We start from the raw sequence: 23,471 nt of genomic DNA, 5'->3' as shown, positions 1-23,471 counted from the left end.
TTGACAAGGACTAAGAGACGAGAGCGAGTAGTTCGTGGTACGATGGGGACGAAACACACGCGGATCGCTGACGGCGATCCGACCGATCCGGAGGATCTCCTGCCGGAGCAGAGCGTCCTCTCCCTCGAGGAGTATCTCGAGATGCAGGCCGCGATCGGGAATCGAACCCGATTCGAGATCGTCTACCGACTCTCTCACGCGGACGAGCTGACACCGACGGAGCTCGATTCGGTGCTGGAGATCGACGACAGTACGCTCCACTACCATCTCAACAAACTCCGAGACGTCGGGCTCATCGAGAAACGTGTCCGAACGGAACGGGACAGCGACGGACTCTATACGTACTACAGGGCGACGATCCTCGGTGACGTCCTCCTCGAGCACGGTGTCGAAGAGCTCCTCCGTCGCGAGTGGGATTTCGGCGAGGCGTACGATAGCAGCGATAACTGATTTTGCTCGCCCCTTTCGCCCGTCTCTCACTCCCTCCGAACGCCCACGCGATCGAGCGCCGCTTCCACCGCTCGCAGCGCGTTCGCCCCCTCGAGCCGAGCGACCACGACGACCAGCGTGCCGTCGGCGACCGCCGCCGCACTCGGCGAAATCTCCTCGAGCGAGAGCCGTGCCAGCACCTCGGCGAGCGCCGCCGTATCCACGTCGCCGGTCGCGACGATGGCGGTTCGGTCGCCGCTGGAGGGACCGAAGGCCGACCCGCCGACGGTGACGAGCGCGTCGTCGCCAGCGATTGAGGTCCCGCGTTCGTCCCCGCCCTCGAGCGGCCCGATCCCGCTCTCCATTCGGACGCGGACGGTTCGCGACTCGGTCTCGTAGGTCGGTAACTCCTCGGCGTACCGCCGGAGCGCAGTCGCGATAGCGTCGATCTCGCCATCGATATCGAGATAGCGGGCGGCGGCGGTGTAGTTGACGACGCCGGCTCGCAGGGCGGTCCGGAGGAACGGGTGACGGTCGACCGCCCGGCGCGTCTCGGCTGCCAGTGACATATGGGAGACGGCGGCTCGGATCGGCATAAAGTCGCCGTCATCTCGGCCCCCGCGGGCGGGCGCGGTCTCGAGTACGTGCCGCCTCGAAGACAGTCGTGCTGGCTCGAGGACGCGACCATGAACCGGTTCGCCCGACAGTATATATCTCTCCAGTCGTTTGGTCTACGTATGAGTGAGTCCGAGCCGGAGCAGTCCCCCGAGGACGCCGTTCGCGAAGACGTATCGCTGTTCCTCCGCCGGAACTTTCCCCAGATCGAGATGCACGGTGGCGATTCGTCGATCACCGACATCGACCTGGACGAGCGCCGCGTCTCGATCAATCTCAGCGGCGCGTGTAGCGGCTGTGGGGTCAGCCCGATGACGACCCAAGCGATTCAGCAGCGTCTCCCGGCCGAAATAGACGGGATCGACCACGTCTCCGTGAGTACCGGGCTCGACGGACTGGCCGAGCAGGGCTCCTCTGGCCGTGACGTGCCGCCCGATACCCCGTTCTGACTCCGACGGCTCGCAGTTTCACTGTCGCTGACCGGCCGTCCCACTGGCCGCGACCGGGGCGCTTTTGCCTCGAGCGCGTTTTTCACCCAGTATGAATCCAGCTGCCGTCGAGGAACTCATCGAATCGAATCTCGAGGATTGCGAGGCGACGGTCTCCCACGCGCGTGACGAACACGACGAGGACCACCTCGCCGCGACGGTCGTCTCGCCAGTCTTCGATGGATTGCCACTCGTCCAGCAACACCAGCAGGTGTACGACGCGCTCGGCGACCACATGACGACCGACATCCACGCCCTCGAGCTATCGACGTACACGCCCGAGGAGTACGCTGATCTCGAGGCCGAATAGCGGGACGTCCGTTCTCCGCGGTCGCCGTTGACCCTGACAATCGGCCGGTGGTTCGACTGCGTCCGGACCGTCCCGCCAAGCGCCGGCGACGTGTTCGTGCGATCGTGCACTCGTTTCACGCCGTGAAGTCGATTCACGGCCCGCATTCGGGCTTGAGGAACGAAATCATGAGACGCTATGCATAATTTTCTGGATAGATATTTAGCTCTCTTCCCGGTATCGTGACGTAATGTCATCGAAGTCGAGAGGAACGAACGAGTCGACCACGACCGGCGGCCAGAACGTCGCGGGCACGCTCCCGAACGAGACGGGAAGATTCGATCGCGTCCTGGTCGCGATCGACGGCGAGACGGACGATGCGGTCGGTTCGGTCGCCATCTCGGAAGCGGTTCGCCACGACGCGCGAGTCGACGCGCTGTCGGTCGTTCGAATGAACGCGTCGGTCGACCGGTGGGATATGGTCGTAGAGAGACGCGAGGCGAGCGCGGAAGCGTCCCTGGATGCGGTCGGCGACGCGGCTGCCGAAACCGACGTTTCGGTCGAGAAACGGCTCAGATACGGCGACCCGGCCGAAGAAATCGTTCGCTACGCGAGCCACAACGATATCGACCTCATCGTGCTGGGCGAACCGACTCGAACCGGTCTCCGTCGATACATCTCCTCGACGAGCGTCACCGAACGAGTCCGCCGATCGGCGTCCGTTCCCGTACTCACGGTCCCCGGCAGGAACTGACCGCTACCACTGTCGACCGGGTTTCTCCTCGATCCGCCTCCGCCGGAACCGTAGCTTTATCCACCAGTCCTGACACGTTATAGATATGGAATCCCTCCACCCCCGCATCAGGTTGCTCTGGATCGCCCGCGGGGCGATCGTCGCGATCGTCCTCGGCGGGATCCTCTTCGGCCTCGATCAGTGGCAATTCACCGTTCCGCAGGCGGTAATCGCCGGCGTCGTCGCCATCGGACTCGTCTTGGGAACCGTCTACGCGCTCCGCCTGTATCAGCTCTGGCGGTTCGAGCTGCAGGACGACGCCCTCTACCTCGAGCGCGGCGTCGTCACGTTCGTCGAGACGGCCGTTCCCTTCGTCCGCGTCCAGCACGTCGACACGCAGTTCGGCCCCGTCGAGCGGGTGCTCGGCCTCTCGAGCGTCGTGGTCTACACGGCCGGCTCCCGGAACGCGGACGTACGGATCCCCGGATTAACCCCTGATCGCGCGCGGCGTCTCCAGGACACCCTCCGCGAACTGGCCGTCGAGAGCGAAGCCGAGGATGCCGTCTGACATGAATCGCTTGCATCCGCTCAGCGCGGTGACGATGGCACTTCAGCGTGGGCTGACCGGATTTTCGGTTCCGGTATTTCTCGTTGGGGTGGGGTCCAGCTTCTTCGACGTCGATATCGATCTGCTGTTCGTGCTGGCCCCGATCGGCCTCGTCGCCGGCATCGGCTACGGGATCGCGTACTACTACCGATTCGCCTACGAGGCAACATCGGACACCTTCGACGTTACCTCGGGCGTCTTCTCCCGCCGGTCGCGCGAAATTCCGTATCGCCGGATCCAGAACGTGGACGTCTCGCAGGGCGTGTTCCACCGGGTTCTCGGACTCGCCGTCGTCTCGATCGAAACTGCTGGGGGCGGCGACACCGAGGCGACATTGAACTACGTCAGCGAAGGCGAGGCCGAACGCCTTCGGGCCGAAATCCGCCGACTGACGGCCGAGACGGACGACGAAGTGGACGCTGACGATCGCGCGGCCCCGGCCGACGGCGACGACTCGGCTACCGATGTCGGCGAGCGGGTACAGCAAGAGCGCTCTCGAGGCGATGGGAAACCCACCCTCCTCTTCGACCTCGAGGTCCGCGAACTTCTGCTCTACGCGCTGACCTCGTTCCGGTGGGGCGCAGCGGCCTTCCCGATCGCGATACTGTTCTTCTTCGGCGGTGCCAATTCCGGTTCGAGCCTCGTCCCGGCGTTCGTTCTCGACATCGCTCGCCCGTTCGGGGGTCCGGAAGCGGTCGACGGTGCCGGTATGGGACCCCTCCTCGTGTTGATCGGGATCTCCCTCATCCAGTGGTCGGTCGCCACGTACGTCGCCAGCGCGGTCTACACGGTCGCGAACTACTACGGGTTCCGCCTCGGGCGGGCCGGGGACGATTTCGTCTACGAGCGCGGCCTGATCCAGCGCTACAGCGGCTCGATCCCCGTCGAGAAGGTCCAGTCGGTCACCGTCACCGAGAACCCGCTCCAGCGACTGGTCGGCTACGCCGGCCTCTGGGTCGAAACCGCGGGATACGGCCCCGACAGCAGTAGCGGCAGCCAGTCGGCCGTTCCTCTGGCCGGAACCGATCGCGTCTATCGGTTCGCCGAGAACCTCACCGGCGTCGAATCCCCTCGATTCCGGAGTCCGCCGACGCTGGCCCGCCGGCGCTACCTCGTCCGGTACGCCATCGTTGCGGCTATCGTCGTCGCTGCGGCCTTCGGACTCGCGCAGGTAACCGGCCTCGAGCGGTGGTATCTCGCCGCGGTCGTCTTCGCCGCGGTGCCCCCCGCGGCCCACCTGAAGTACGTCAATCTGGGCTACTTCGTCGGCGAGGACCACCTCGTGATCCGGAGCGGCTTCTGGAAGCGTCGGACGACCGTCGTTCCCTACTACCGGATCCAGACGGTTTCGACGCGGCGATCGGTCTTTCAGCGCCGGCTCGGACTGGCGTCGCTGGCCGTCGACACCGCCAGTTCGCGCACGTTCGCCTGGGGGACGCCGACGATCGACGATATCGCCCTCGAGACGGCTCGCGATGTCCACGGCACGGGTCGGGAGCGGCTCCAGTCCGCCTTGCGAGAACGCGCTCGCGAGAACGATATCGGGCTTTCGGTGGATTTTACCTGACCGACCCCGAGCCTCCGCGTATGGCAGACGGAGACGACTACCGAATCGAGGAGGACAGCCTCGGCGAGATGCAGGTACCCGCGGACGCCTACTGGGGTGCCCAGACCCAGCGCGCCATCGGGAACTTCCCTATCTCGGGGATCACGTTCAGCCGCCGGTTCGTCCGCGGGCTCGGCGTCGTCAAGAAGGCCGCCGCGCAGGCCAACCGCGACCTCGACCTGGTCGACGATGATGTCGCCGAGGCGATTATCGAGGCCGCCGACGAAGTCATCGCCGGCGAACACGACGATCAGTTCCCGGTCGACATCTTCCAGACCGGCTCCGGGACCTCCTCGAACATGAACGCCAACGAGGTCATCGCCAACCGCGCCGCCGAGATCATGGGCAGCGAGATCGGCGACCGCGTCGTCCACCCTAACGATCACGTCAACTACGGCCAGTCGTCCAACGACGTCATCCCGACCGCGATGCACGTGGCTTCCCTCGAGGCCGTCGAGAAAGACGTCATCCCGGCACTGGATACCCTTCGCGAGGCGCTCGAGGAGAAGGAAGAGGAGTTCGACGACGTGGTCAAGACGGGCCGCACGCACCTGCAGGACGCCACGCCGGTCACGCTGGGTCAGGAGTTCGGCGGCTACCGGACGCAGGTCGCGAAGGGGCTGGCGCGCGTCGACGGGGTCCGCGACCACCTCGGCGAACTCGCGCTCGGCGGCACCGCGACCGGCACGGGGCTAAACACCCACGAGGAGTTCCCCGGCCGCGCGGCCGAGTACATCACGAAGGAGACCGGCGTCCAGTTCCGCGAGGCCGACAACCACTTCGAGGCACAGGCCGCCCACGACGCGATGAGCGAAGCTCACGGCGCGCTGCGAACCGTGGCCGGTTCGCTGAACAAGATCGCTAACGACCTGCGACTGCTGGCGTCGGGTCCGCGTAACGGACTCGGCGAGATCGAACAGCCCGAGAACCAGCCCGGCTCCTCGATCATGCCCGGCAAGATCAACCCGGTCGTCGCCGAGGCCGTCAACCAGGTCCACAAGCAGGTCGTCGGCAACGACGCCGCCGTCTCCGCAGGCGCGGCGGAGGGCCAGATCGACCTCAACCTCTACAAGCCCGTGCTGGCGCACAACTTCCTCGAGTCGGCCGAACTCATCTCGAACGCGAGCCAGGTCTTCGGCGAGCGCTTCGTCCGGAAACTCGAGGCCAACGAAGAGTACTGCGAGTCGCGAGTCGAGCAGTCGATGGCGATGGCCACCTCGCTGAACGTCCATATCGGCTACGACAAGGCCAGCGAGGTCGCCAAGACCGCGCTCAAGGAGGACAAGACCGTTCGCGAAGTCGTCCTCGAGAAGGGGTATCTCACCGAGGAGGAGGCCGACGAGGTGCTCGACCCCCGGAAGATGACCGAGCGCGGCATTCTCGGACAGGACGACTGAGACGATCAGCGCGACTCGTTTTGTTTCAATTGACGAGTTCCGGCTCGCTCAGGGCCGCGCGATCAACACCGACGTCTCGACCGTACGCACCACGCGATCGGTCGTGCTCCCGAGAAGCCGTTCTTTCAACCCCGACTGACCACTGGCCCCCATGACGACGAGGTCGATGTCGTGTTCGGCACTGTACTTCTCGATCACCTCGTGGGGGTCTCCCTCGCGCGTGGTTTGCTCGTAGTCGACGCTGGCGGCCTCGGCCCGGCTTACCGCGTCGTCGAGGGCCGATTCGGCTTCTTCCTCGAGCATCTCCGTGAGTTGAGATGCGATGTTGCCCGACGCGGATGCGGACATCTCCGTCCCCACGTCCACGACGTGGAGGAAATGGACCGTCGTCGATTCCCCCTCGGCTATCGCGACGGCCTGCTCGACCGCTGCCGTGCTCGAGTCACTCCCGTCGGTCGGAACCAAAATATCGCCGTACACGGGTCCCGATTCCATCAGGAGACGGAAAAGCTGGACACGCGCACTGGCCGGTCCGTCCCGACCGTCGACGTTCGGTCAGCGATCGATCGGATCGATTCGCCCCTCGTCGAGCGGGTCCTCGATATCGCCCATCACCGCCTCGAGCAGGTCGGTCACGGTCACCAGCCCGACCACCTCTCCGTCCTCGAGCACCAGCGCGAGCTCCTGATTCTCCGCCTGGAACTGGTCGACCGCGTCGCTGACGTCCACGTCGGGGGAGAGCGTCATCGGCGGGGCTGCGAGCTCCTCGAAGTCGATGGTTCCGTCGGCCAGCTCCTGCCGATGCCGGACGAAAATCGGCGTGTAGACGATTCCGCGGAAGTCAGTCAACTCCTCGCCGACGAGCGGATACCGCGTCTGGGGTCGCTCCTCCATCTTCCGAAAGTTTTCCTCCGTATCGTCTTCGGTCGACAGCGCGACGATCTCCTCGGGCGGCACCATCAGCTCGCTGATGGACTGTTCGCCGATCTGGAACGCGTTCATCACCTCCTCGCGGCGTTCCTCCGACAGATCTCCCTCCTCCAGGACCGAACCGAGCCGGTTCCGGAGATCCGCTCGGGACTCGATGACGTCCTCCTCGGTCTCGAGCCACGCGCCGGTCATCTCGACCCCGAAGAGTTTGAGCGTCAGTTTCGCGATGCCGTCGCCGAGCGTGATGATCGGCGAGATGATCCAGTAGAACCAGTACAGCGGCGTGGCGCCGTACCGACAGACCATTCGCGAGCGCTCGACGCCGAGATACGTCGGCGTCTGCTCGCCGTGGGTCAGGTGAACGAGGTTAATGATGAGGAAGGCGAGGATCGCACCGCTGCCGATCGTGGCCAGCACCGTGTTCTCGAACACCGGCTCGAAGATCGCGGCCAGCGCCGGTTCGGCGACGATCCCGACCGCGATGCTCGAGGCCGTAATCCCCACCTGACACGTCGTGAGATACAGTTCGAGGTCGTCCGTCATCTCCCACGCCCGCTCGAGTTTGGGGTTCCCGCCGACGAACTCCTCTTCGGTGAACTGCCGTGCGCGCGTCAGCGCGAACTCGATAGCCACGAAGAAGGCGTTCGCCAGGATCAGCAACAGGCCCGCGATCAATCGACCGGCGATGACGAGTGGATCCATTACGGATGCCGTTTGATCGCCGCACACAAATTAGTAGCGAGACCGAACCGAACGAAACCCGGTTTCGCGACCGATATACCAGCGAGCGAACATAGTTCGGAGGTGCCTGTTCACACGGAACACGGGTGTGTCCATCTACCAGCGTGCCGAATACTCGAACGCGAGTAAACACGAAGTCTATCCGTTCTTTATTCCCGATCGGTCGCCGGTAAATCGGGACAGTGACGCCGAATCATCTCGGAATACGGCGTAATAAAATAACCAAGCAGTTTTAGCTGATGCTCACGTCTGACGAAATATGCACACCTGTCGCAACTGCAACCAGTCGTTCCAGACCGAGCTCGCCCTCGAGTTACATCGAGATACGTGCAAAAAGGCACAACTCTTCTGTCAGGTATGCGGAGAGCGGTTCCGAGAGGGGACGGCGACGCAGGACGGCTGGCACTACGAGTGTCCGAACGAGGACTGTGACGGCGACGGGCTCCAGGAGGATCTCTATCGCGTCGAGGACGTCCGGACGACGACCCACTGAGCTTCCGATCCGCTTCTCGCAGCCCCAGCAGACTCGCTCTCTCGAGCGGTAGCCGGGCGCTTTGACGCACAGTTTCGTCTCTGTGCCGTCGAAAGCCGCACAGCGCGGCGCCTCACTCCGGAACGTACGTGGCCGATTTCAGTTCGCGGACGACGGCCGACTCGTGTTCGGCGATCCCGCCGACGAGTTCCCGCGTGGCAGCTTCGACCTCGTTCTCGGCGACGACCCTGTTAGCCAGCCCCAGTTCGTGGGCTCGATCGGGATCGATCGCGTCGCCGGTGAGGGCGATCTCTTTGGCGGCTCTGGTTCCGACGATCCGCTCGAGCGGTGCGATCGCGTGCGTCGCGGCGATCCCGAACTGCACTTCGGGCAGCGACAGCGTCGTCTCCTCGCCGAGGACGAGGAAGTCACAGTGCAGCGAGAGGATGAAGCCGATGCCGACGAGCGCCCCGCGGGCCGCCACGGCCGTCGGATACGGACGCGAGGTGAGGAAGCCGTAGATCTCGTCGTTCAGGTCGCCGATCTCGTCCGCGTACTTCTCGTCGTACTCCTCGTCGGCGACGATCTCCCTGTCCATTCCGGCACAGGTCGCCGGGCCGTTACCGGCGATGATGAGCCCGTTTACTTCCTCCTCCGGTAGCCCGACGAGCGCGTCACGCAGCTCCGAGTGAAGTTCGAGGGTGACCGCGTTGAGTTTGTCCGGACGGTTCAATCGGACGATGGCGATCCCGTCGGATCGGTCCACTTCGACGAGGTCGGCTGTTGCCATATCGATCTCCACCCGTGCGCCCCGCATAAATTCGGGGGTGATCGAACTGAACGCGACCCGAACCGGTCGGACTCTCACGGCGTGCGAACCGCCGCCGCTTTCCCACCCTTTAATCACGATTGTTCCGTGACGATACGTATGGAACGGCTCACCCCGCGAGTGCGAGGCGTCTGGCTCGTTCTCGCGATCGTTCGAGCCGCGATTTTCGGCGGGATCATCGTCGGCGGAACGATCGCGATTTCCCGCACCGATATCTGGACCGATGCGCCGGCAGCACTCGTCCCGGCCGCCGTCGTGATCGTCGTCTTACTCGCCGTCCTGCGGATCGTCGTCGCCTGGCTCCGATACGGCGTCTGGCGGTTCGACCTCCGGAACGACGACCTCTACATCGAACGCGGCGTCTTCACGCGAACCAAGACGGTCGTCCCCTACGTCCGAGTCCAGCACGTCGACTCCCGGCGCTCGCCGCTCGAGCGAACCGTCGGCCTCGCGACGGTGGTGGTGTACACGGCCGGCTCGAGAAGCTCCGACGTCGCGATCCCCGGTCTGACGCCGGCACGGGCCGAGGAGCTACAGGAGTCGCTGCGCCGGCTCGCGATCGAGAGCGCGGGTGAAGACGCGGTATGAAGAAGCTCCATCCGGCGTCGGTCGCCGTCCGATCGCTCTCGCGAAGCCTCAACACCGGCTTCGTCTTCTTCGTCGTCGGCGTCGTCGTCTCTCCTGGCGGCAACGGGATGGATCTACTCTCGGTGTTCGGTCTCGTCCTGTTCGGGGTCGTTACGGGAATCGTCTACGAGTTCGCCTACTACCAGCGATTTCGGTACGAACTCACCGCGGACACGTTCGACGTCACCTCCGGAGTGATCTCGCGTCGGGACCGCGAACTCCCCCTCGGTCGGGTCCAGAACGTCGATATCAGACAGAACGTGATCGAGCGGCTCCTCGGCATCGCCGCCGTCCACGTCGAAACCGCCGGCGGCGGCGAAACCGAGGTCAGCCTCCAGTACGTCGACGAGTCGGAAGCCCGGCACCTCAGACGACAGCTACGACGCGGCGCGAGCGCCGAGACGGGCGAAGCGGACGACGAGGCGACGCGTGAGGACGGGGAAGACGCGGGCGAATCCGCCGCGGAGCCGTCGGCGGACGAAGAGGTCCTGTTCGAGATCGAACCCCGCGAACTCGCGATCTTGAGCGTCTTCACCATCGATCCGGGGGCCAGCGTCCTGGGCGGTATCGCGCTCTCGTTCGCCAGCGGGTTCGATCCCAACACGTTGCTCCCCACGGACCGAATCGCGGAACTTCCGGGACCGGCGACGGGAATATTCCTCCTCGCCTGGGGGCTCTTGCTCTTCGTGCTCGCCGCCTGGATCGTCAGCGCGATCCTCACGTTCACCCGCTACTACGGCTTTCGGCTCACTCGCGTCGACGACGAACTCTACTACGAACGGGGGCTCATCCAGCGCTACAGCGGGACGATTCCCCTCGAGAAGGTCCAGACGCTGACGATCTCGGAGTCGATCCCCTTCCGGTGGTTCGGCTACGCCGCGCTGAGCGTCGAGACGGCCGGGTACGCTCCTGGACAATCTGATTCCCGCGGCACAGAGTCTGCGATCCCACTCGCCGACGCCGACCGGGTGCGAACGCTCGCGCGCGCGATCGAACCCTTCGGTCCGGTGGATCTCGAGTCGCCGCCGCGTCGCGCTCGAGAACGGTACGCGATCCGGTATCTACTCGTCGTCGCCGCCGTCGTCGGCGGTGCATATCTGCTGGCGCGGTATACGACGGTCGTCCGTCAGTGGTACGTCCTCGCTGTCCTCGCTGTCCTCGCCCCGTTCGCCGCTCACCTGAAGTGGTCGAACCGTGGCTACCGCCTCGACGATCGGTACGTCCTCACGCGGACCGGTTTCTGGCGGCGGACGACAAAGGTCGTCCCCTACTATCGGGTGCAGGCCGTCCTCCACGAAGCGACGATCTTCCAGCGTCGCCGTCGACTCGCCAGCGTCACCGCCGACACCGCCAGCTCCGCGTCGCTGCTCGGCCGGGCCGCGACCGCCCACGACGTGGACGCAGACCGTGGCCTCGAGCTACAGGCCATCATCGAGGAACGATTACAGGACCGTCTCCGGGTTCGCCAGCGCCAGCGGACGGTTGGACGGTGGTTTCGGGGCTCGAGCGACGACGAGTCGGCGGACGACGAACCGTCGGCGGAGCCCGGCGACGACGGGTGAGCACCGGGCGGCGAGAACCAGTGTCGGCCGCCCGAGAGGGGTAGTTACATGACCCCGACTCCGAAACGGGCAGGGGAATGCGCGACGAGCACACGAAGATCGCGATCGCCTGCCAGGGCGGGGGGAGTCACACGGCCTTTACTGCGGGGGCGCTCCAGCGGCTGTTACCGGAGATCGCGCGCCCGGAATACGACCTCGTCGGTTTTTCGGGGACGTCCGGCGGCGCGATCTGTGCGCTGCTGGGGTGGTACGGCCACGTCGATCCCGACCTCTCGCCCGGTGCGCTGCTCGGCGAGTTCTGGACCGATCTGAAAGCGACGACGCCCGCCGACCGGTTCGTCAACGACTTCACAGTCGGACTGATCGAACTGCGGACGATGGGCGTCGGATTACCGCAGTACAGTCCATCCCAGACCCCCGCCGGACGGATGGCAGAGCGGGAGCTTCGATCGCTGCTCGAGCGCCACATCGACTTCGAACGCGTCCGGTCGCTAAGTGACACGATCCGCGACCGGCGGCAAAGCGAGGACGTCGTTCTCCCGGCACTGCTGGTGAGCGCGATCGAGGTTCTGACCGGCGACTTCCGCGTGTTTCGCGGCCACGAGATGTCCGCCGATACCGTCCTCGCCAGCGCCGCCGAGCCGGGTATCTTCGACGCTGTCGACGTCGACGGCGGCCACTACTGGGACGGCCTCTTTTCGAAGAATCCGCCGGTCCGGGACTTCTCGATGTCCGACGATATCCCAGACCCCGACGAGGTCTGGCTCATTCAGATCAATCCGTCCACTCGCTCGAACGTCCCCCGTTCGCAGGCGGAAATCGCGGACCGGCGCAACGAACTCGGCGGGAATACCGCCCTCGAGCAGGAGGTCGAGTTCATCGAGCAGGTCAACGAGTGGGTCGATGCAGGTTACCTGCCGGACCGGTACACGCACACGGACATCCGACGCGTTCGGTTCGACGAAGAGCTCCGCTGGTCGACGAAACTCGACCGGTCGCCCGACCTCATCGACGAGCTGTTCCGGACCGGTCGCGAGCGAGCCGGCTCGTTCCTCGCCGATCGAGCCGCCGACGCGCGGCCGACGAACTACTCCGAGGATCCGTAACTCTCTCTTCGGGGATCAGTAGGTCAGGCTCATTCCGCCCTCGTGGGTCATGTCGCCGCCGTTGAGGTGCTTGCTGTGATTCGAACAGCCCATCACGAACAGGTTCGCGACCTCGTAGGGTTCCATCATCTCCTTGACCCGGGTGTGTTCTAACATCACGTTCTCGACGACCTCGTCGACGGTCATGTCGCGCCGATCGGCCGTCTCGGGGAGCTGTTTCGCGACGAGCGCCGTCTTGACGTAGGCCGTGCTGACGGTAAACGCCCGCACCTCCCCCTCGCCTTCGGCGGCGATCGACTGCGTCAGGCCGCGGAGCCCGAACTTCGTCGTATTGTACGCGACCTTGTCCCGCGTCACGATGTGGCCGTGGACCGAGCACATGTTCCCGACGACGCCCCGTCCGTCCTCGTTGTCGCGGAAGTGGGGAAGACAGTGTTTCGTGAGCACCATCGGTGCACGCTGCATAACGTCGTGCATCAGGTCGTACTTCTCGAGCGGGAACGACTCGATCGGCGCGACGGTCTGGATCCCGGCGATGTTGGCCAGATACCGGACGTTGCCCTGTTCGGCTGCTTCGTCGACGATCCGCTCGAGACCATCGTCGTTCGTCAGGTCGGCGACGACCGTGACGAGTTCGCCGGGTAGCGACAGGTCTTCGGACTGCGTCCGCGTTTCGGCCAGCCCCTCCTCGTCGCGATCGGTCGCGAGGACGGTGAGCCCGTTCGCGGCGAAGGCCAGCGCGGTCGCCTGTCCGATCCCGGAGCCGGCCCCCGTCACGATCGCGACGTTCTCCGCGGTGTAGTTCGGGTCCTCGAGTTCCAGGAGATCGTCGCGCGTTAGTTCGGACGGTCCGTACGTTTCCATCGCTTCCTCGACGGTCATATCGGCCATACCAGGTCGGAAGGTCACCAGCGGGGAATAACTACCGCCGATGGGTCTGCGCTCTCTCATCGACAGGGAAAGACTGGCTCCAATCCCAGCGACGGGGCAGAAAAAAGAGTTTCATCGAATCCGACTCTCTCCTCCGGTTTCGATGATCCGTTCGGACGGGTATCGATAGTCGTCGCACGGGGTCGCGCCTCCATCGTGAAGTCGGGCCAGTCGAGAATAGTCACTCGAATCGCCCGAATCAGTGCGTATAAACGACTTAGCTCAGGTGGCTGTTTGACCCTAGAGAAGGTATTTATCTATTTCTCCCACACTTATTTGATATGAACCGCCGCACGATCCTCGCTGGTACCGGCTTCGCCTTCTCCACGCCGTTCGCTGGGTGTCTCGCAGACAGCGCTCCTTCGGGAGAGACCGGTGCTGAACACGACCTCAACAGTTCGAATATACCTGATTCACCCGCAGACTATCCGGTTAACACGGGTGGCTTAGCGGAATTCGACCCGGAAAGCACATACGAGGAGGTTGATCTCGGGAGTCGAGAGGGAGTGGATGATTCCTATAGACCACACGATGTGGAAATTTGGAACGAAGCCGCTGAACCCGAGGTGATACTCCGAATTATCGACTCTGGAGAAGCGCTCGTGGTTCATCACGAGACGTATGAAATCCCGGCCGACACTTCACTCTCGATCTCATTCTTGGAGCCAGCAGAATACCTCATTGAGACGCGCGTTCCTGCCACCGAGGCGCAACACACCTTGCGAGTACCCCGTCGCTTCTTCGATTGTAACGCATCAGTCACACGAATTGGGATCCTCGAGGACGGGCAAATGCGGTCTTCCGTACTCTCGACGACGGCGGCGTGTCCATCTGCAGAAGGTAACCCTCGGACAAATATCGAATGGGTGCTACACTGAGTTGTGTTCCGTTCACTTTTCACGTTAGAAACTTCGGAACCGGCCCTCCTAGCCGTCTATTCGATCGCCTCGATCCGGGGTCGGGGAAATCTCGACCCGTTCGCGAGTGTTAGAAGACGTGGCCGTCGGTCGATCTCTTCGTGAACCCCTCCCCCTTCTTTTCATCTATATAATACGGAATTCTGAACTGACTACTCACGTATCGTCCCCTCAGGGAGTTTGTGCAGTTTCGAGGCAGCCGTGAAACGGTCGCTTCTCCCCAGTATTACCCCTCCGAATGAGTATAGCACTATATACTTTATCAGTCTGGGTGCGGACAGTAAATTTCGCCTAGAGAACGACATTTGTGAAGCCGTCCCATCGACGCAGACCGTTCGAAACGGACAGCCAGTCGTACCGAAGTCGGTGGAGAAGGGACAATATCGCATATCGTGTACGAATTTCCCACCACTGAAACCCGCTCAGTGACGTTCTGAGAGACTTCGAACTGAAGCGATGGATACTGCCGGAAACGAGTACAAGCCGGAGAGGGTCTCCGCCAGAAGGGTAAACGAACTCTCCTGCTCGACTCGAGACCGCCCCCGACAGATGATCGCTGCGACAGAGACCGAAGATGGAGCAGCCGAGACCAGTGGCCTGCTGCCGAGTTCCTCGCAGCCAGCATCGAAGTCGAATCGCGGACTCCCTGCGATATTCGAGAACGGGACAGGCAATGCATGCCGATGCTACCAACAAACCGAACGAAGCGCCACCCGGAGAGTCACGACGCCACAGCAGTGTGCCGTCGGTGGGAAAGGGGCTCGACGTCCGCTGTAGTCGACTGAATGCCGATTACTGATCGACGAGCGGCGAAGTTTCCGCGACAGCGGAAGAATCACAGAGTCACGAGAACGGTAGCACGGCGACGCGTCGAGGCGACCGGGGAGACACGCGGCTACAACCGGATCGCGGTCGAATCGACGTCGAGAGTCGATTTCGGGGTCCGATATCGCGCTGTTCCACACCGACAGAACGCGTTTTGTCCGGCGGGGAGAAGCGGGTCGACTCGAGCCATAGAGCTCCGCTCCAAGCGAGACCGTTTGACGAATCCCCGATCGAACTCCGGCGCTCGACCGCGCGGCGGAACGGGAACTCGAGCCGATCCCGGCCCGACCGGACCGACGATCACGGCTCGTCGGTAGCCAGTCGGCTGCGGCGACGGCCGCGACAGCTGCGCGGAAATCGCGGCCCGCTCGAGCAGTTCGAACTCCCACACTCGAATCAGCGTCCGCTCGAGTCCTACGTGAGAGCGGACGAAATCGCATCCACTGGTCACCGAGTGAGTGATGGCTGACGGGAGTGACACGAGGAGACCGACCCCCGACCGATTGTTCGACAATATATCTCAAACCATAGTACCACATATCAGATTTTCATATCTGTATCTGTGGACCTGTCTTTGCAGCTAATATCGAATTACGGCACTACACTCCGCATAATATGGGTCCCGCATCTCGAGATAAATATACTGTTCTGCCACCGATAGCTCCCTATACGGCCAAATTCAGCCGTTTCGGTGGTGCACTTTTCTTGGTGCACCGTGCACAGACAGTATCAGGTTTTGGAGGGATCGGTGCATGAGCGCCCAGGCCGACGACGGATTCGGCCCGTTCTGCGGGGCGCTCGGCTGTACTGATGACGCCGACGTCGTCATCGACCATCCGAAGCACGGTGAACGGATCGTCTGTTGGAGCTGTACGGATGGCTACCCGGTGATCCGCCATGTCTGAGGACCTCGAGGAGAGGGTGAAAGACCTCGAGGCCCGGGTCGAGGACGCTGTCTTCCTAGCGGATCGAGCAGAGGATCGCGTCGACGAGCTCGAGGAAGAACTCTATGAGAAGGACGAGCGGATCCGCGACCTCGAGCAAACCGTCGAGTCGCTCCAGGATGCCGATCGCCTCATGCAAAAGGTCCATCGAAACGCTGCCGACAAGCCGACCGAGCGGGCTGTCTTGTTGATCAAGAAGCTGAACAACGAGGCCGTCACGAACGAGCAGGCCGGGCGAAACCCGACGGCTTCGATGACGATTCGAGAGGCGCTGAAACAACTCAACCGCGACGGCGTCGACGTCCGCCGGGATACGCTGTACTACACGTTCAAACGAGCAGACGAGCTCGTTGAGGGCGACGTTCTCCGGTACAAGAAGGAGGACCGCTCCTCGGAGAAGAAGTCACGCCTCATCGCCGATCTCGAGATGGGCGAGATGCCGTCGACGGTCGCCGGCTTCGAGATCAGGACGCCATCCTACGTCGAACGGGGTGCGCCGCAGGAGTGAACTCACACGAATCGGCCGGTGTGGAAATTTCACAACACCGGAAACGCGACCGCCCCCCTCCCTGAAGGGGTTCACTGAAACCTCAGTTGGACTGGGTACAACCACACACGAACTCCACGATAACACAACCACGAACCCCACTGTAAGCATGATACGACTACTGCAGAGTACGTTCGCCGATCGCTCGCCTCGCTCTGCTCTCGAGGCTGTCACAGCCGGATCACGGTGTTGTGAAATTTCCACACCGGTTCCGACCAACCACGTCCGAACACTCCCGTCGGAGGGCTCCCGATGAGCGCTATCGGCACCGCCGAGCTGGTGGACTCGATCGGGAAGTTCTTCCGCCGGTACTACGACGACGAGATCAAGCAACTCGCCCAGAAGTACCCGCAGGAGCAACGCTCGCTGTACGTTGACTGGAACGACGTTTTTCAGTACAACGATCGCGAGCGGAAGATCGACGCGATCGCCGACGACGTCCTGGCCCAACCGGAGCAGATGCAACGGCTCTTCGAGGAGGCGCTCCGACAGTACGATCTCCCGGTCGACATCTCACTCGGGAACGCGCACGTCCGGTTCACGAATCTCCCCGATGTGGAGACCTACGATATTGGGGGCTTCTCCCCGTCCCGGAAGGACGGCAACCTGATCGCCCTCCAGGGCCAGGTCGCGAAGAAGACGAAGGTCGCTCCGATCCCGACAGAGATCGCCTACGAGTGTCAGCTGTGCGGGGCGCTCAATCGCGTTCCACAGAGCGGCCATGGCTTCGAAGAACCACACGAGTGCAAGGACTGTGAACGACAAGGGCCGTTCCGAGAGAACAGCGAACAGTCCGAGAAAGAGGACTACCAGAAGATCCGGATCAAACAACCGCCGGAACAGACTGACGGTGGCGATGGTGAACATCTCGACGCCCGCGTTCGCGACGACCTCGTGGACTGCGTCGAGGGTGGCGATCGCGTCACGCTCGTCGGCCAGTTCGTCCTCGAGCGACCGTCAAAGAACTCCGACCAGGAGACGTACGAGATGGTCGTTGAAGGCCAGGCCGCCGAGGTCGAACAGACGGACTTCAAGGAGATCGAGATCACGCCCGAGCTGGAGGACCTCATCAAGCGGATCGGTGCTGGTGAGTTCGGCGATCCAATTGACTTGTTCATCAACTCGATCGCACCGACACTCCATGGCCTTGACGATGAGAAAGAAGCGCTGACGCTCGCGCTGTTCTCGGGTGTACGTGTCGAACACGACGACGGGACCGCTACTCGGGGCGACATCCACATCCTCATGATTGGTGATCCGGGAACCGGGAAGACGACGCTCCTCGAGGCCGTCTCGGAGATCGCGCCCCGGTCGGTCAGGGCCAGCGGTCAGGGGGCGTCGAAGGCCGGCATGACGGCCGCTGCTGTTCGCGATGAATTTGGCGACGGGAAGTGGGCGCTCGACGCCGGCGCGCTTGTTGTCGGTGACCAAGGCCTCGCGACGATCGACGAGATCGACAAACTCGGCGAGGGCGTCGAAGAGGCGATGCACGACGCGATGGAATCGCAGAAGGTCAGCGTCAACAAAGCGGGGATTAACACGACACTCCCAACTCGAACGACGGTCATCGGCGGTGGGAATCCGAAGTACGGCCGCTTCGACCAGTACGAACCCTTCTCAGAACAGATTGAGATAGGTCCGACGATGCTCTCACGGTTCGACCTCACGTTCACACTGACCGATCAACCCGATGAGGAACGTGACCGGGATATCGCAAGGACGAAAATCTGGTCGAAAGAGGCAGCGAAACGTGACGATTCTAACTCGGACGACGCCGCAACGGCGGCACTGGCTGAGATTGCAGAGGAACATGGGTTTGAGCCAGTCGAATTAGTTCGTGCGTATATCGCCTACACGAAACGGAACGTCACTCCAACGGTAGAGGACGACGAGGTCGCCCAGAAAATTGAAGATTCGTACGTTGGTCTCCGGCTTGCGAATGGCACTTCTGACGATGCGGCGGTGCCAGTAACTGCTCGGAAGTTAGAGGGTTTCATTCGCCTTTCCGAAGCGAGCGCTCGAGCACGACTGTCGAAAACTGTCGAGATGCAGGACGTGATGCGTGCAAAACGGCTGATCGGCTCTTGCCTCCAAGACCTCGGAATCGATGAAGAAACCGGCGAGTTCGACGCGGATATCGTCGAGGCTGGGACATCGCAGAGCCAGCGCGATCGCATCAAGAACCTCAAAGACCTGATCAAGGAGATGCAGAACGAGTCCGACCGGCGGCAGGCGGATAAGGAGAACGTCATCGAGACGGCGATCGACGATCTCGGGATTGACAAGCGGAAGGCCGAGCACGAGATTGACAAACTCAAACAGCAGGGCGAGGTCTACGAGAGAGAAACCGGCTGGATTCGGGTGGTCGAATAATGGCCCGATCATCTACCAGCCAGACGGAAGCAGAACGACGCAAGCGCTCGAAGGAGGTCTACGAGCGAGCCATCAGCGCCGTCGATCACAACTCGGGGAACAAGCAGCCACCGCTCGCGAGCAAACCGTCGGTGGTCGGCACACTCAACCGAGCCGGCTTCGGCCTCGAGGAGATCCATCGAGCGTTCACCGCCGCTCGCCGTAACGGCGATCTGTTCCAGACCAAGGACGACGAGGGCCGCACATGGATCGGGATCAACGACCGGTGGAAACTCCGCGAGAAGATCGAATCGAACCTCTCGAGAGTCGACGATCCGCGAGAGGAAGTGATCGGACTGGCGAACGACCGCGTCCAGAAGCTCCGACTCCAGGGTGAAGACGATGAGTGACGAAAACGCACACTACTCAGGCGATACCGAACACGAAAATCCGTTCGAAGGGCGCGGTTCTGATGAAGAACTTCCCCCAATCATCGGCTACACCATCGGACCGGATGACGACGCTGTCACGGTCTGTGCCGACTGTGCCGACCATCAGGACGCGAACTCCGACCAGTGGGGCAAGATACGAGACGGACCGCACTACGGCGACCGTGTTCCCTATCCAGAGTGCTACGTCTGCAACGAGGTGATGCGGCCGGAGACGATCCGCTCACTAAACACGGCTACTGATCGCGCCGTCTCACAGTCTGAGAACTCTACGCGAAGCGAAGGGGGTGACAGCTCGTGACGACCGGCTACGTGGTCAACCTCGACAACGGCCATAACGGCTACTGCGTCGAGAGCCTCCTCGGCGTCACGTACTGCGGACGGACGTTCGATCCCGAGGACGTCGATCGCGAACTCTACGCCGTCGATCGAGGTCACGACCACCCGCACAACACGCTCTGTTTCGATTGTTCGAAGGCCGATTCGCGAACAGTCCGCGGCGCAGTGCGAGGTGAGAAAGCGTGAGCGTCTTTGAAGACAACCACGAGCTCTGGCGAAACGCCCTCGAGCACGACGACGTCCCGACGATCGCCGGACCGACGTCGATCGAGACACTCCAGGAGGCACGCGACCGCTTCGAGCAACTGGGCAACGATCGCAACGACGGCGTCCTCGTTATCTCGATCGGCATGGCCCGCGAGATCCCGCGAGGGTGGGTCGAGATCACGGGCCCGACAGTTCCGTCGGGTCACGAAGAGTTCCGGCCGTTCGGCGACATGATCACGATCACCGAGCGGGTCGACGGCCGCGAGACATTGATCTGCCGGTCGGACGCGGTCCGCCTGGACATGGAGATCCTCGATCCGACCGGTGTCGTCGCGATCGACTCTGAGGAGATTGATACACCATGAGCACACTCACCGACCACGACGACGAGATCGACGGTCTGCCCCCGAGTGCAAAATTCGTCCTGTGGGTCCTTGAGGACGAAGGCGAGCTCACCCAGCAAGAACTGTGCGACACGATCACGCTCCCGGCCCGGACCGTCCGATGGGCACTTAACCGGCTCGAGGACGAGGGGATCGTCGAGTCCCGACCCTACACCCGCGATGCCCGAAAGTCGGTCTATACAATCGCCGATACGGACTACCCGGGTTCGTAAGAAGCGTCGAATATCGCAACAATATCGTCTCTTATGCTTGACTATCTCCACACCTGATAGTAACGCGTTTCTCCTGGGGTCGTTGGTAGCGGCCCGGGACCCCCATAGCTATGTCTGTCCACACAACCACCCCACCCCAGAGCGTCGAGTGCGGACAGTGCGGCGACCAGTTCCAGCTCCCCGCCACTGCGGGCTCGTTCTGTTCGCCGGAATGCCACAACGAACACCGCCGCGAGAAGCGTGCAGACGACTTCTTCGAGACTCTCGAGCACGATCACAGATTCTGTCTCTCATGTGGGCGGCAGGTCAAGGAGGTCGAGAAGCCCCCGGAGCGCAACTCCGCAGGGAAGTCAATCACCGACGCCGCGATCGGCTGGGAACACGTCACCGAACACGGCGAGTTCGGCATCAAGTCCCACATCCACGACGACGGCGACAACGATGACGACGACACTGACGTCCCCGATCTCGACTTCGAGGACGGCCACGATCCGGTCTACGTCTACGACGTCGACGGCGAAGATCACAACGTCGGCACCTACGCGGACTTTCGGAACCCACTGCCGCGCTCGATCGACACCGCCGAACCCATCCCGGTCGGCACCGTCTGCTGCTGCGGTCAGACCGACCACAAACACGAGAACGAGACGCTCCGGACTCGCTTCCCGTTCACGGTGGCCCACTACCTGGCCGTCGCGACGGTCACACTCCGAGCTGAGGACAAGACCGACGTCCGCGTCGATCGGGAGCGACTGTTCGAGGCCGTCCTCGAGGGCGAGTCGACCCGGGAGGCGTTCGCATCGGCGGTGGTCCTCTGATGACGGTCCAGCCGATCGAAGAGAACCAGCCCGTCGAGATCCGCTTCGCCGGTCGCGAAGTCCAGGGCGTCGTCGACGAAGTCCGCTGGACGCCGACGTGGGGCGAGCCACGTTCGGAGATCGTCATCGACGCTGACGGCACCACGATTTCGACCGGCCGGGCGAACGTCCGACCTCGATAGTCCCCGATGTGGCCCGGCGTTGCCCCTACCCCGCCGGGCTGAAGGGGATCCTCATCGCTCCCGCTGTCACTCGCTTCGGGGCGGCTGGCACACCGAGACTGTTAGAGATCCCACGGTCCGTCCCGACCCGCGCTGGGATTTGGCAAAAAGCCTCTCGGACGAGACCCGGCGCACCGTTTTTCATACACCAACCATGATCGAAACACTCCCAGACGACGCCGTCTACCTCGGCGGCGTCGCTATCGTGTCGCTCCTGGTACTCGGTCGGCTCTACGCCGGCGAGCACCTCTTCAACGATCGGGCTCGTTTCTGGGGCCCGCTTCGGCGACACGCGATCCCGCTCTTGCACCGACTGTTCCAACGACACGACGAGGACCTCTACGCCGAGACGACAATCGGCACTAACCAGGTCGTCGATATCGTCGATCGGTCACCGGAGGCCATCCTCGAGGACCTCGCCGACGCCGGCTACGAACCACAACCGCTGGCGAGCTTCGCCCGTGACTGGCTCGGTCGACCGGAGGTAGCCAGCTGGGCACGCTACGAGGGACCGGCCCCGTTCCACGGTGCGCCACACTTCCTTCGTCCGCGCCAGGTCCACGTCCGCCTGTTCGAGACCGATGAGGGCACCATGATCACCGCCCACGAGGAGGCGACGTCGTGGCGTCCTGACCAGTGGCGCGATCACTACCGCGGCGAGACGCTGGACGTTGAGACTGGCGTCGTCATGGTGGCGTTCGATCTCGACCTGAACCACGTCATCGAGGAACTCGCCGATCCGATCGAGGCCTGATAGATGCCATGTCTGCCGACACACCACCCTCGAACCGATGGTACTGCCCGGACTCCGTCCGCGAACACAATCAGAAACTCGGCTGTGTCCTCCAGAGGCGATGGAACATGAGCCTCCGCGTCTACAAGTCGATCAAGGCGCTGACGGAACTGACTACGGTCGCCGTTGTCGGCTTCGCGATCTCCGCCGGCGCCGATCCGACGATCTCCGTGATCATCGCTGGCGCCATCGTTCTCGGTTGGGAAGCCGTCGAGGCTCTGGTCGCCGACTCCGACGTCAGCGTCGACCCCGAGGCCGCCGAAGCGATCGTCAACGCGATCGACGAGGCGACGGACCAGGAGGACGACTGACCAAAGCCATGCCCGAACTCACGCTCACACTAACTCAACTCGGGCTGGTCACCGGCGCAGCAATCACGTTAGCGCTGCTCCCCGGAGCAGACCTTGCGAAACTCGGTCTCGCAGTCCTCTACCGACGAGTCGGAATCAGCCCAGCCTACGCAGAGTCGGTTCAGGCTGGCGAGGATGTCGATCCATCGGAAGCCGACGGAGAGGAAGAGAGTGACTGAGCCATGACCGAGAACCTCACCGATATCGGCGGTATCGGCCCAGCGATAGCCGAGGCGCTCGAGGAGGCTGGCTTCGAGACCGCCGATGACGTCCGCGCTGCGAGCGTCGACGAGCTCGCCGACGTCCACATGATCGGTGTGAAGTCGGCTAAGGGTATCCTCGAGGGCGGGCCCAGCCACCGCGGTCGTGATCCGAAGCTCACGAAGCAGCGCCAGGAGGCGATCGCGGAGATGCTCGAGAACGGACAGTCGGTCGCTGCAGCGTGTCGGTGTAACGGCATCGGCCAGACGACGTTCTACGAGTGGCTCGAGCGAGCCGACGACCAGGACGAAGGCATCTACGCGGATTTTGCGGACAGGGTCGCGAGCGCGCGAGGTGCCGGCGAAGCAAAGCTCGTCGACGACCTGCTCGATATCGCCCGCGAGAAAGGCGACGCTCGGACAGTCCTCTCGGTGCTCAAGAACCGCTACCCCGAGTCGTGGGGCGAGCACGATGACGACGACGCCGGCTCCGGCAGCGTCGAGGTCTACCTCACATCGGAGAAGGACTGAT

The 23,471-nt window shown here is 63.0% G+C and carries 31 protein-coding genes; 26 read left to right on the top strand and 5 right to left on the bottom strand.

Annotation, left to right across the window (positions count from 1 at the left end):
• Window positions 1-42: 42 nt before the first annotated feature.
• A complete protein-coding gene (locus LDH74_RS05950) occupies window positions 43-450 on the top strand; it encodes a helix-turn-helix domain-containing protein (RefSeq protein ID WP_226041607.1) in 408 nt (135 codons plus the stop codon).
• A 26-nt stretch (window positions 451-476) separates the two neighbouring features.
• Here LDH74_RS05950 and LDH74_RS05945 read toward each other — a convergent pair whose 3' ends face one another.
• Window positions 477-998 carry a hypothetical protein gene (locus tag LDH74_RS05945; protein ID WP_226041606.1) on the bottom strand — a complete coding sequence of 174 codons (522 nt, stop codon included), beginning with the start codon at window positions 996-998 and terminating at the stop codon, window positions 477-479.
• Between the two features lie 168 nt (window positions 999-1,166).
• Between LDH74_RS05945 and LDH74_RS05940 the strand changes: the two genes are divergently transcribed.
• From LDH74_RS05940 to LDH74_RS05915, 6 genes are all read left to right on the top strand, one after another.
• A complete protein-coding gene (locus LDH74_RS05940) occupies window positions 1,167-1,493 on the top strand; it encodes a NifU family protein (RefSeq protein WP_226041605.1) in 327 nt (108 codons plus the stop codon).
• A 91-nt stretch (window positions 1,494-1,584) separates the two neighbouring features.
• Window positions 1,585-1,842 carry a BolA family protein gene (locus LDH74_RS05935; protein ID WP_098727121.1) on the top strand — a complete coding sequence of 86 codons (258 nt, stop codon included), beginning with the start codon at window positions 1,585-1,587 and terminating at the stop codon, window positions 1,840-1,842.
• 229 nt (window positions 1,843-2,071) lie between these two features.
• A complete protein-coding gene (locus LDH74_RS05930) occupies window positions 2,072-2,575 on the top strand; it encodes a universal stress protein (RefSeq protein WP_226041604.1) in 504 nt (167 codons plus the stop codon).
• Window positions 2,576-2,660: 85 nt separating this feature from the next.
• Window positions 2,661-3,122, top strand: a complete 462-nt coding sequence (locus tag LDH74_RS05925) for a PH domain-containing protein (protein WP_226041603.1) — start codon at window positions 2,661-2,663, stop codon at window positions 3,120-3,122.
• Window positions 3,112-4,728 carry a PH domain-containing protein gene (locus LDH74_RS05920; RefSeq protein ID WP_226041602.1) on the top strand — a complete coding sequence of 539 codons (1,617 nt, stop codon included), beginning with the start codon at window positions 3,112-3,114 and terminating at the stop codon, window positions 4,726-4,728. The genes LDH74_RS05925 and LDH74_RS05920 overlap by 11 nt, the downstream gene beginning before the upstream one ends.
• A 20-nt stretch (window positions 4,729-4,748) precedes the next feature.
• Window positions 4,749-6,164 (top strand): class II fumarate hydratase, encoded by a 1,416-nt coding sequence (locus LDH74_RS05915; RefSeq protein ID WP_226041601.1) that lies wholly within the window; start codon window positions 4,749-4,751, stop codon window positions 6,162-6,164.
• 48 nt (window positions 6,165-6,212) lie between these two features.
• On the opposite strand, the gene LDH74_RS05910 is transcribed toward LDH74_RS05915, so the two are convergent.
• Both LDH74_RS05910 and LDH74_RS05905 read right to left on the bottom strand, forming a co-directional pair.
• Entirely contained in the window at window positions 6,213-6,644 is a 432-nt protein-coding gene (locus tag LDH74_RS05910) for a universal stress protein (RefSeq protein WP_226041600.1), read from the bottom strand.
• 75 nt (window positions 6,645-6,719) lie between these two features.
• A complete protein-coding gene (locus LDH74_RS05905) occupies window positions 6,720-7,796 on the bottom strand; it encodes a hemolysin family protein (RefSeq protein ID WP_226041599.1) in 1,077 nt (358 codons plus the stop codon).
• A 298-nt stretch (window positions 7,797-8,094) separates the two neighbouring features.
• Between LDH74_RS05905 and LDH74_RS05900 the strand changes: the two genes are divergently transcribed.
• Window positions 8,095-8,328: an HVO_2901 family zinc finger protein gene (locus LDH74_RS05900; protein ID WP_098727128.1), complete on the top strand. Its 234-nt coding sequence runs from the start codon at window positions 8,095-8,097 to the stop codon at window positions 8,326-8,328.
• A 112-nt stretch (window positions 8,329-8,440) separates the two neighbouring features.
• Here the strand turns inward: LDH74_RS05900 and LDH74_RS05895 are convergent, their stop codons facing one another.
• Window positions 8,441-9,097 carry an enoyl-CoA hydratase/isomerase family protein gene (locus LDH74_RS05895; protein ID WP_226041598.1) on the bottom strand — a complete coding sequence of 219 codons (657 nt, stop codon included), beginning with the start codon at window positions 9,095-9,097 and terminating at the stop codon, window positions 8,441-8,443.
• 138 nt (window positions 9,098-9,235) lie between these two features.
• Here LDH74_RS05895 and LDH74_RS05890 point away from each other — a divergent pair, with 138 nt between their 5' ends.
• From LDH74_RS05890 to LDH74_RS05880, 3 genes are all read left to right on the top strand, one after another.
• A complete protein-coding gene (locus LDH74_RS05890) occupies window positions 9,236-9,724 on the top strand; it encodes a PH domain-containing protein (RefSeq protein ID WP_226041597.1) in 489 nt (162 codons plus the stop codon).
• A complete protein-coding gene (locus LDH74_RS05885; RefSeq protein ID WP_226041596.1) occupies window positions 9,721-11,325 on the top strand; it encodes a PH domain-containing protein in 1,605 nt (534 codons plus the stop codon). Before LDH74_RS05890 ends, LDH74_RS05885 begins: the two co-directional genes overlap by 4 nt.
• 77 nt (window positions 11,326-11,402) lie before the next feature.
• Window positions 11,403-12,431 (top strand): patatin-like phospholipase family protein, encoded by a 1,029-nt coding sequence (locus LDH74_RS05880; protein ID WP_226041595.1) that lies wholly within the window; start codon window positions 11,403-11,405, stop codon window positions 12,429-12,431.
• 15 nt (window positions 12,432-12,446) lie between these two features.
• Here the strand turns inward: LDH74_RS05880 and LDH74_RS05875 are convergent, their stop codons facing one another.
• On the bottom strand, window positions 12,447-13,313 hold the full coding sequence (locus LDH74_RS05875; RefSeq protein WP_226042505.1) for an SDR family NAD(P)-dependent oxidoreductase: 867 nt from the start codon (window positions 13,311-13,313) through the stop codon (window positions 12,447-12,449).
• A 329-nt stretch (window positions 13,314-13,642) separates the two neighbouring features.
• Here LDH74_RS05875 and LDH74_RS05870 point away from each other — a divergent pair, with 329 nt between their 5' ends.
• The 15 genes from LDH74_RS05870 (at window position 13,643) to LDH74_RS05800 (ending at window position 23,470) form a co-directional block, all read left to right on the top strand.
• Window positions 13,643-14,239, top strand: coding sequence for a hypothetical protein (locus LDH74_RS05870; protein ID WP_226041594.1), 597 nt, complete (start codon window positions 13,643-13,645; stop codon window positions 14,237-14,239).
• A gap of 1,616 nt (window positions 14,240-15,855) precedes the next feature.
• Window positions 15,856-16,008, top strand: a complete 153-nt coding sequence (locus LDH74_RS05865; protein ID WP_226041593.1) for a hypothetical protein — start codon at window positions 15,856-15,858, stop codon at window positions 16,006-16,008.
• Entirely contained in the window at window positions 16,001-16,555 is a 555-nt protein-coding gene (locus LDH74_RS05860; RefSeq protein WP_226041592.1) for a hypothetical protein, read from the top strand. The genes LDH74_RS05865 and LDH74_RS05860 overlap by 8 nt, the downstream gene beginning before the upstream one ends.
• A gap of 291 nt (window positions 16,556-16,846) precedes the next feature.
• Window positions 16,847-18,967 carry a minichromosome maintenance protein MCM gene (locus tag LDH74_RS05855; protein WP_226041591.1) on the top strand — a complete coding sequence of 707 codons (2,121 nt, stop codon included), beginning with the start codon at window positions 16,847-16,849 and terminating at the stop codon, window positions 18,965-18,967.
• Window positions 18,967-19,356 carry a hypothetical protein gene (locus LDH74_RS05850; RefSeq protein ID WP_226041590.1) on the top strand — a complete coding sequence of 130 codons (390 nt, stop codon included), beginning with the start codon at window positions 18,967-18,969 and terminating at the stop codon, window positions 19,354-19,356. The genes LDH74_RS05855 and LDH74_RS05850 overlap by 1 nt, the downstream gene beginning before the upstream one ends.
• A complete protein-coding gene (locus LDH74_RS05845) occupies window positions 19,349-19,696 on the top strand; it encodes a hypothetical protein (protein WP_226041589.1) in 348 nt (115 codons plus the stop codon). Before LDH74_RS05850 ends, LDH74_RS05845 begins: the two co-directional genes overlap by 8 nt.
• Window positions 19,693-19,920 (top strand): hypothetical protein, encoded by a 228-nt coding sequence (locus tag LDH74_RS05840; protein ID WP_226041588.1) that lies wholly within the window; start codon window positions 19,693-19,695, stop codon window positions 19,918-19,920. The genes LDH74_RS05845 and LDH74_RS05840 overlap by 4 nt, the downstream gene beginning before the upstream one ends.
• Entirely contained in the window at window positions 19,917-20,306 is a 390-nt protein-coding gene (locus LDH74_RS05835; protein WP_226041587.1) for a hypothetical protein, read from the top strand. The genes LDH74_RS05840 and LDH74_RS05835 overlap by 4 nt, the downstream gene beginning before the upstream one ends.
• Window positions 20,303-20,557, top strand: coding sequence for a helix-turn-helix domain-containing protein (locus LDH74_RS05830; RefSeq protein ID WP_226041586.1), 255 nt, complete (start codon window positions 20,303-20,305; stop codon window positions 20,555-20,557). Before LDH74_RS05835 ends, LDH74_RS05830 begins: the two co-directional genes overlap by 4 nt.
• Before the next feature lie 110 nt (window positions 20,558-20,667).
• Window positions 20,668-21,375: a hypothetical protein gene (locus tag LDH74_RS05825; protein ID WP_226041585.1), complete on the top strand. Its 708-nt coding sequence runs from the start codon at window positions 20,668-20,670 to the stop codon at window positions 21,373-21,375.
• The gene (locus tag LDH74_RS05820) at window positions 21,375-21,557 is read left to right on the top strand and encodes a hypothetical protein (protein ID WP_226041584.1); all 183 of its coding nucleotides are present in this window, start codon (window positions 21,375-21,377) and stop codon (window positions 21,555-21,557) included. Before LDH74_RS05825 ends, LDH74_RS05820 begins: the two co-directional genes overlap by 1 nt.
• A gap of 193 nt (window positions 21,558-21,750) precedes the next feature.
• On the top strand, window positions 21,751-22,350 hold the full coding sequence (locus tag LDH74_RS05815; protein ID WP_226041583.1) for a hypothetical protein: 600 nt from the start codon (window positions 21,751-21,753) through the stop codon (window positions 22,348-22,350).
• An 8-nt stretch (window positions 22,351-22,358) separates the two neighbouring features.
• A complete protein-coding gene (locus tag LDH74_RS05810) occupies window positions 22,359-22,700 on the top strand; it encodes a hypothetical protein (RefSeq protein WP_226041582.1) in 342 nt (113 codons plus the stop codon).
• A gap of 8 nt (window positions 22,701-22,708) precedes the next feature.
• Window positions 22,709-22,918 (top strand): hypothetical protein, encoded by a 210-nt coding sequence (locus LDH74_RS05805; RefSeq protein WP_226041581.1) that lies wholly within the window; start codon window positions 22,709-22,711, stop codon window positions 22,916-22,918.
• 3 nt (window positions 22,919-22,921) lie between these two features.
• Window positions 22,922-23,470 carry a helix-hairpin-helix domain-containing protein gene (locus LDH74_RS05800; protein ID WP_226041580.1) on the top strand — a complete coding sequence of 183 codons (549 nt, stop codon included), beginning with the start codon at window positions 22,922-22,924 and terminating at the stop codon, window positions 23,468-23,470.
• Window position 23,471 lies beyond the last annotated feature (1 nt).

The organism is Natrinema sp. DC36, from assembly GCF_020405225.1.
In the GTDB taxonomy this organism is placed as follows: Archaea; Halobacteriota; Halobacteria; order Halobacteriales; family Natrialbaceae; genus Natrinema.
This window is presented reverse-complemented; position numbering and strand designations above follow the sequence as displayed.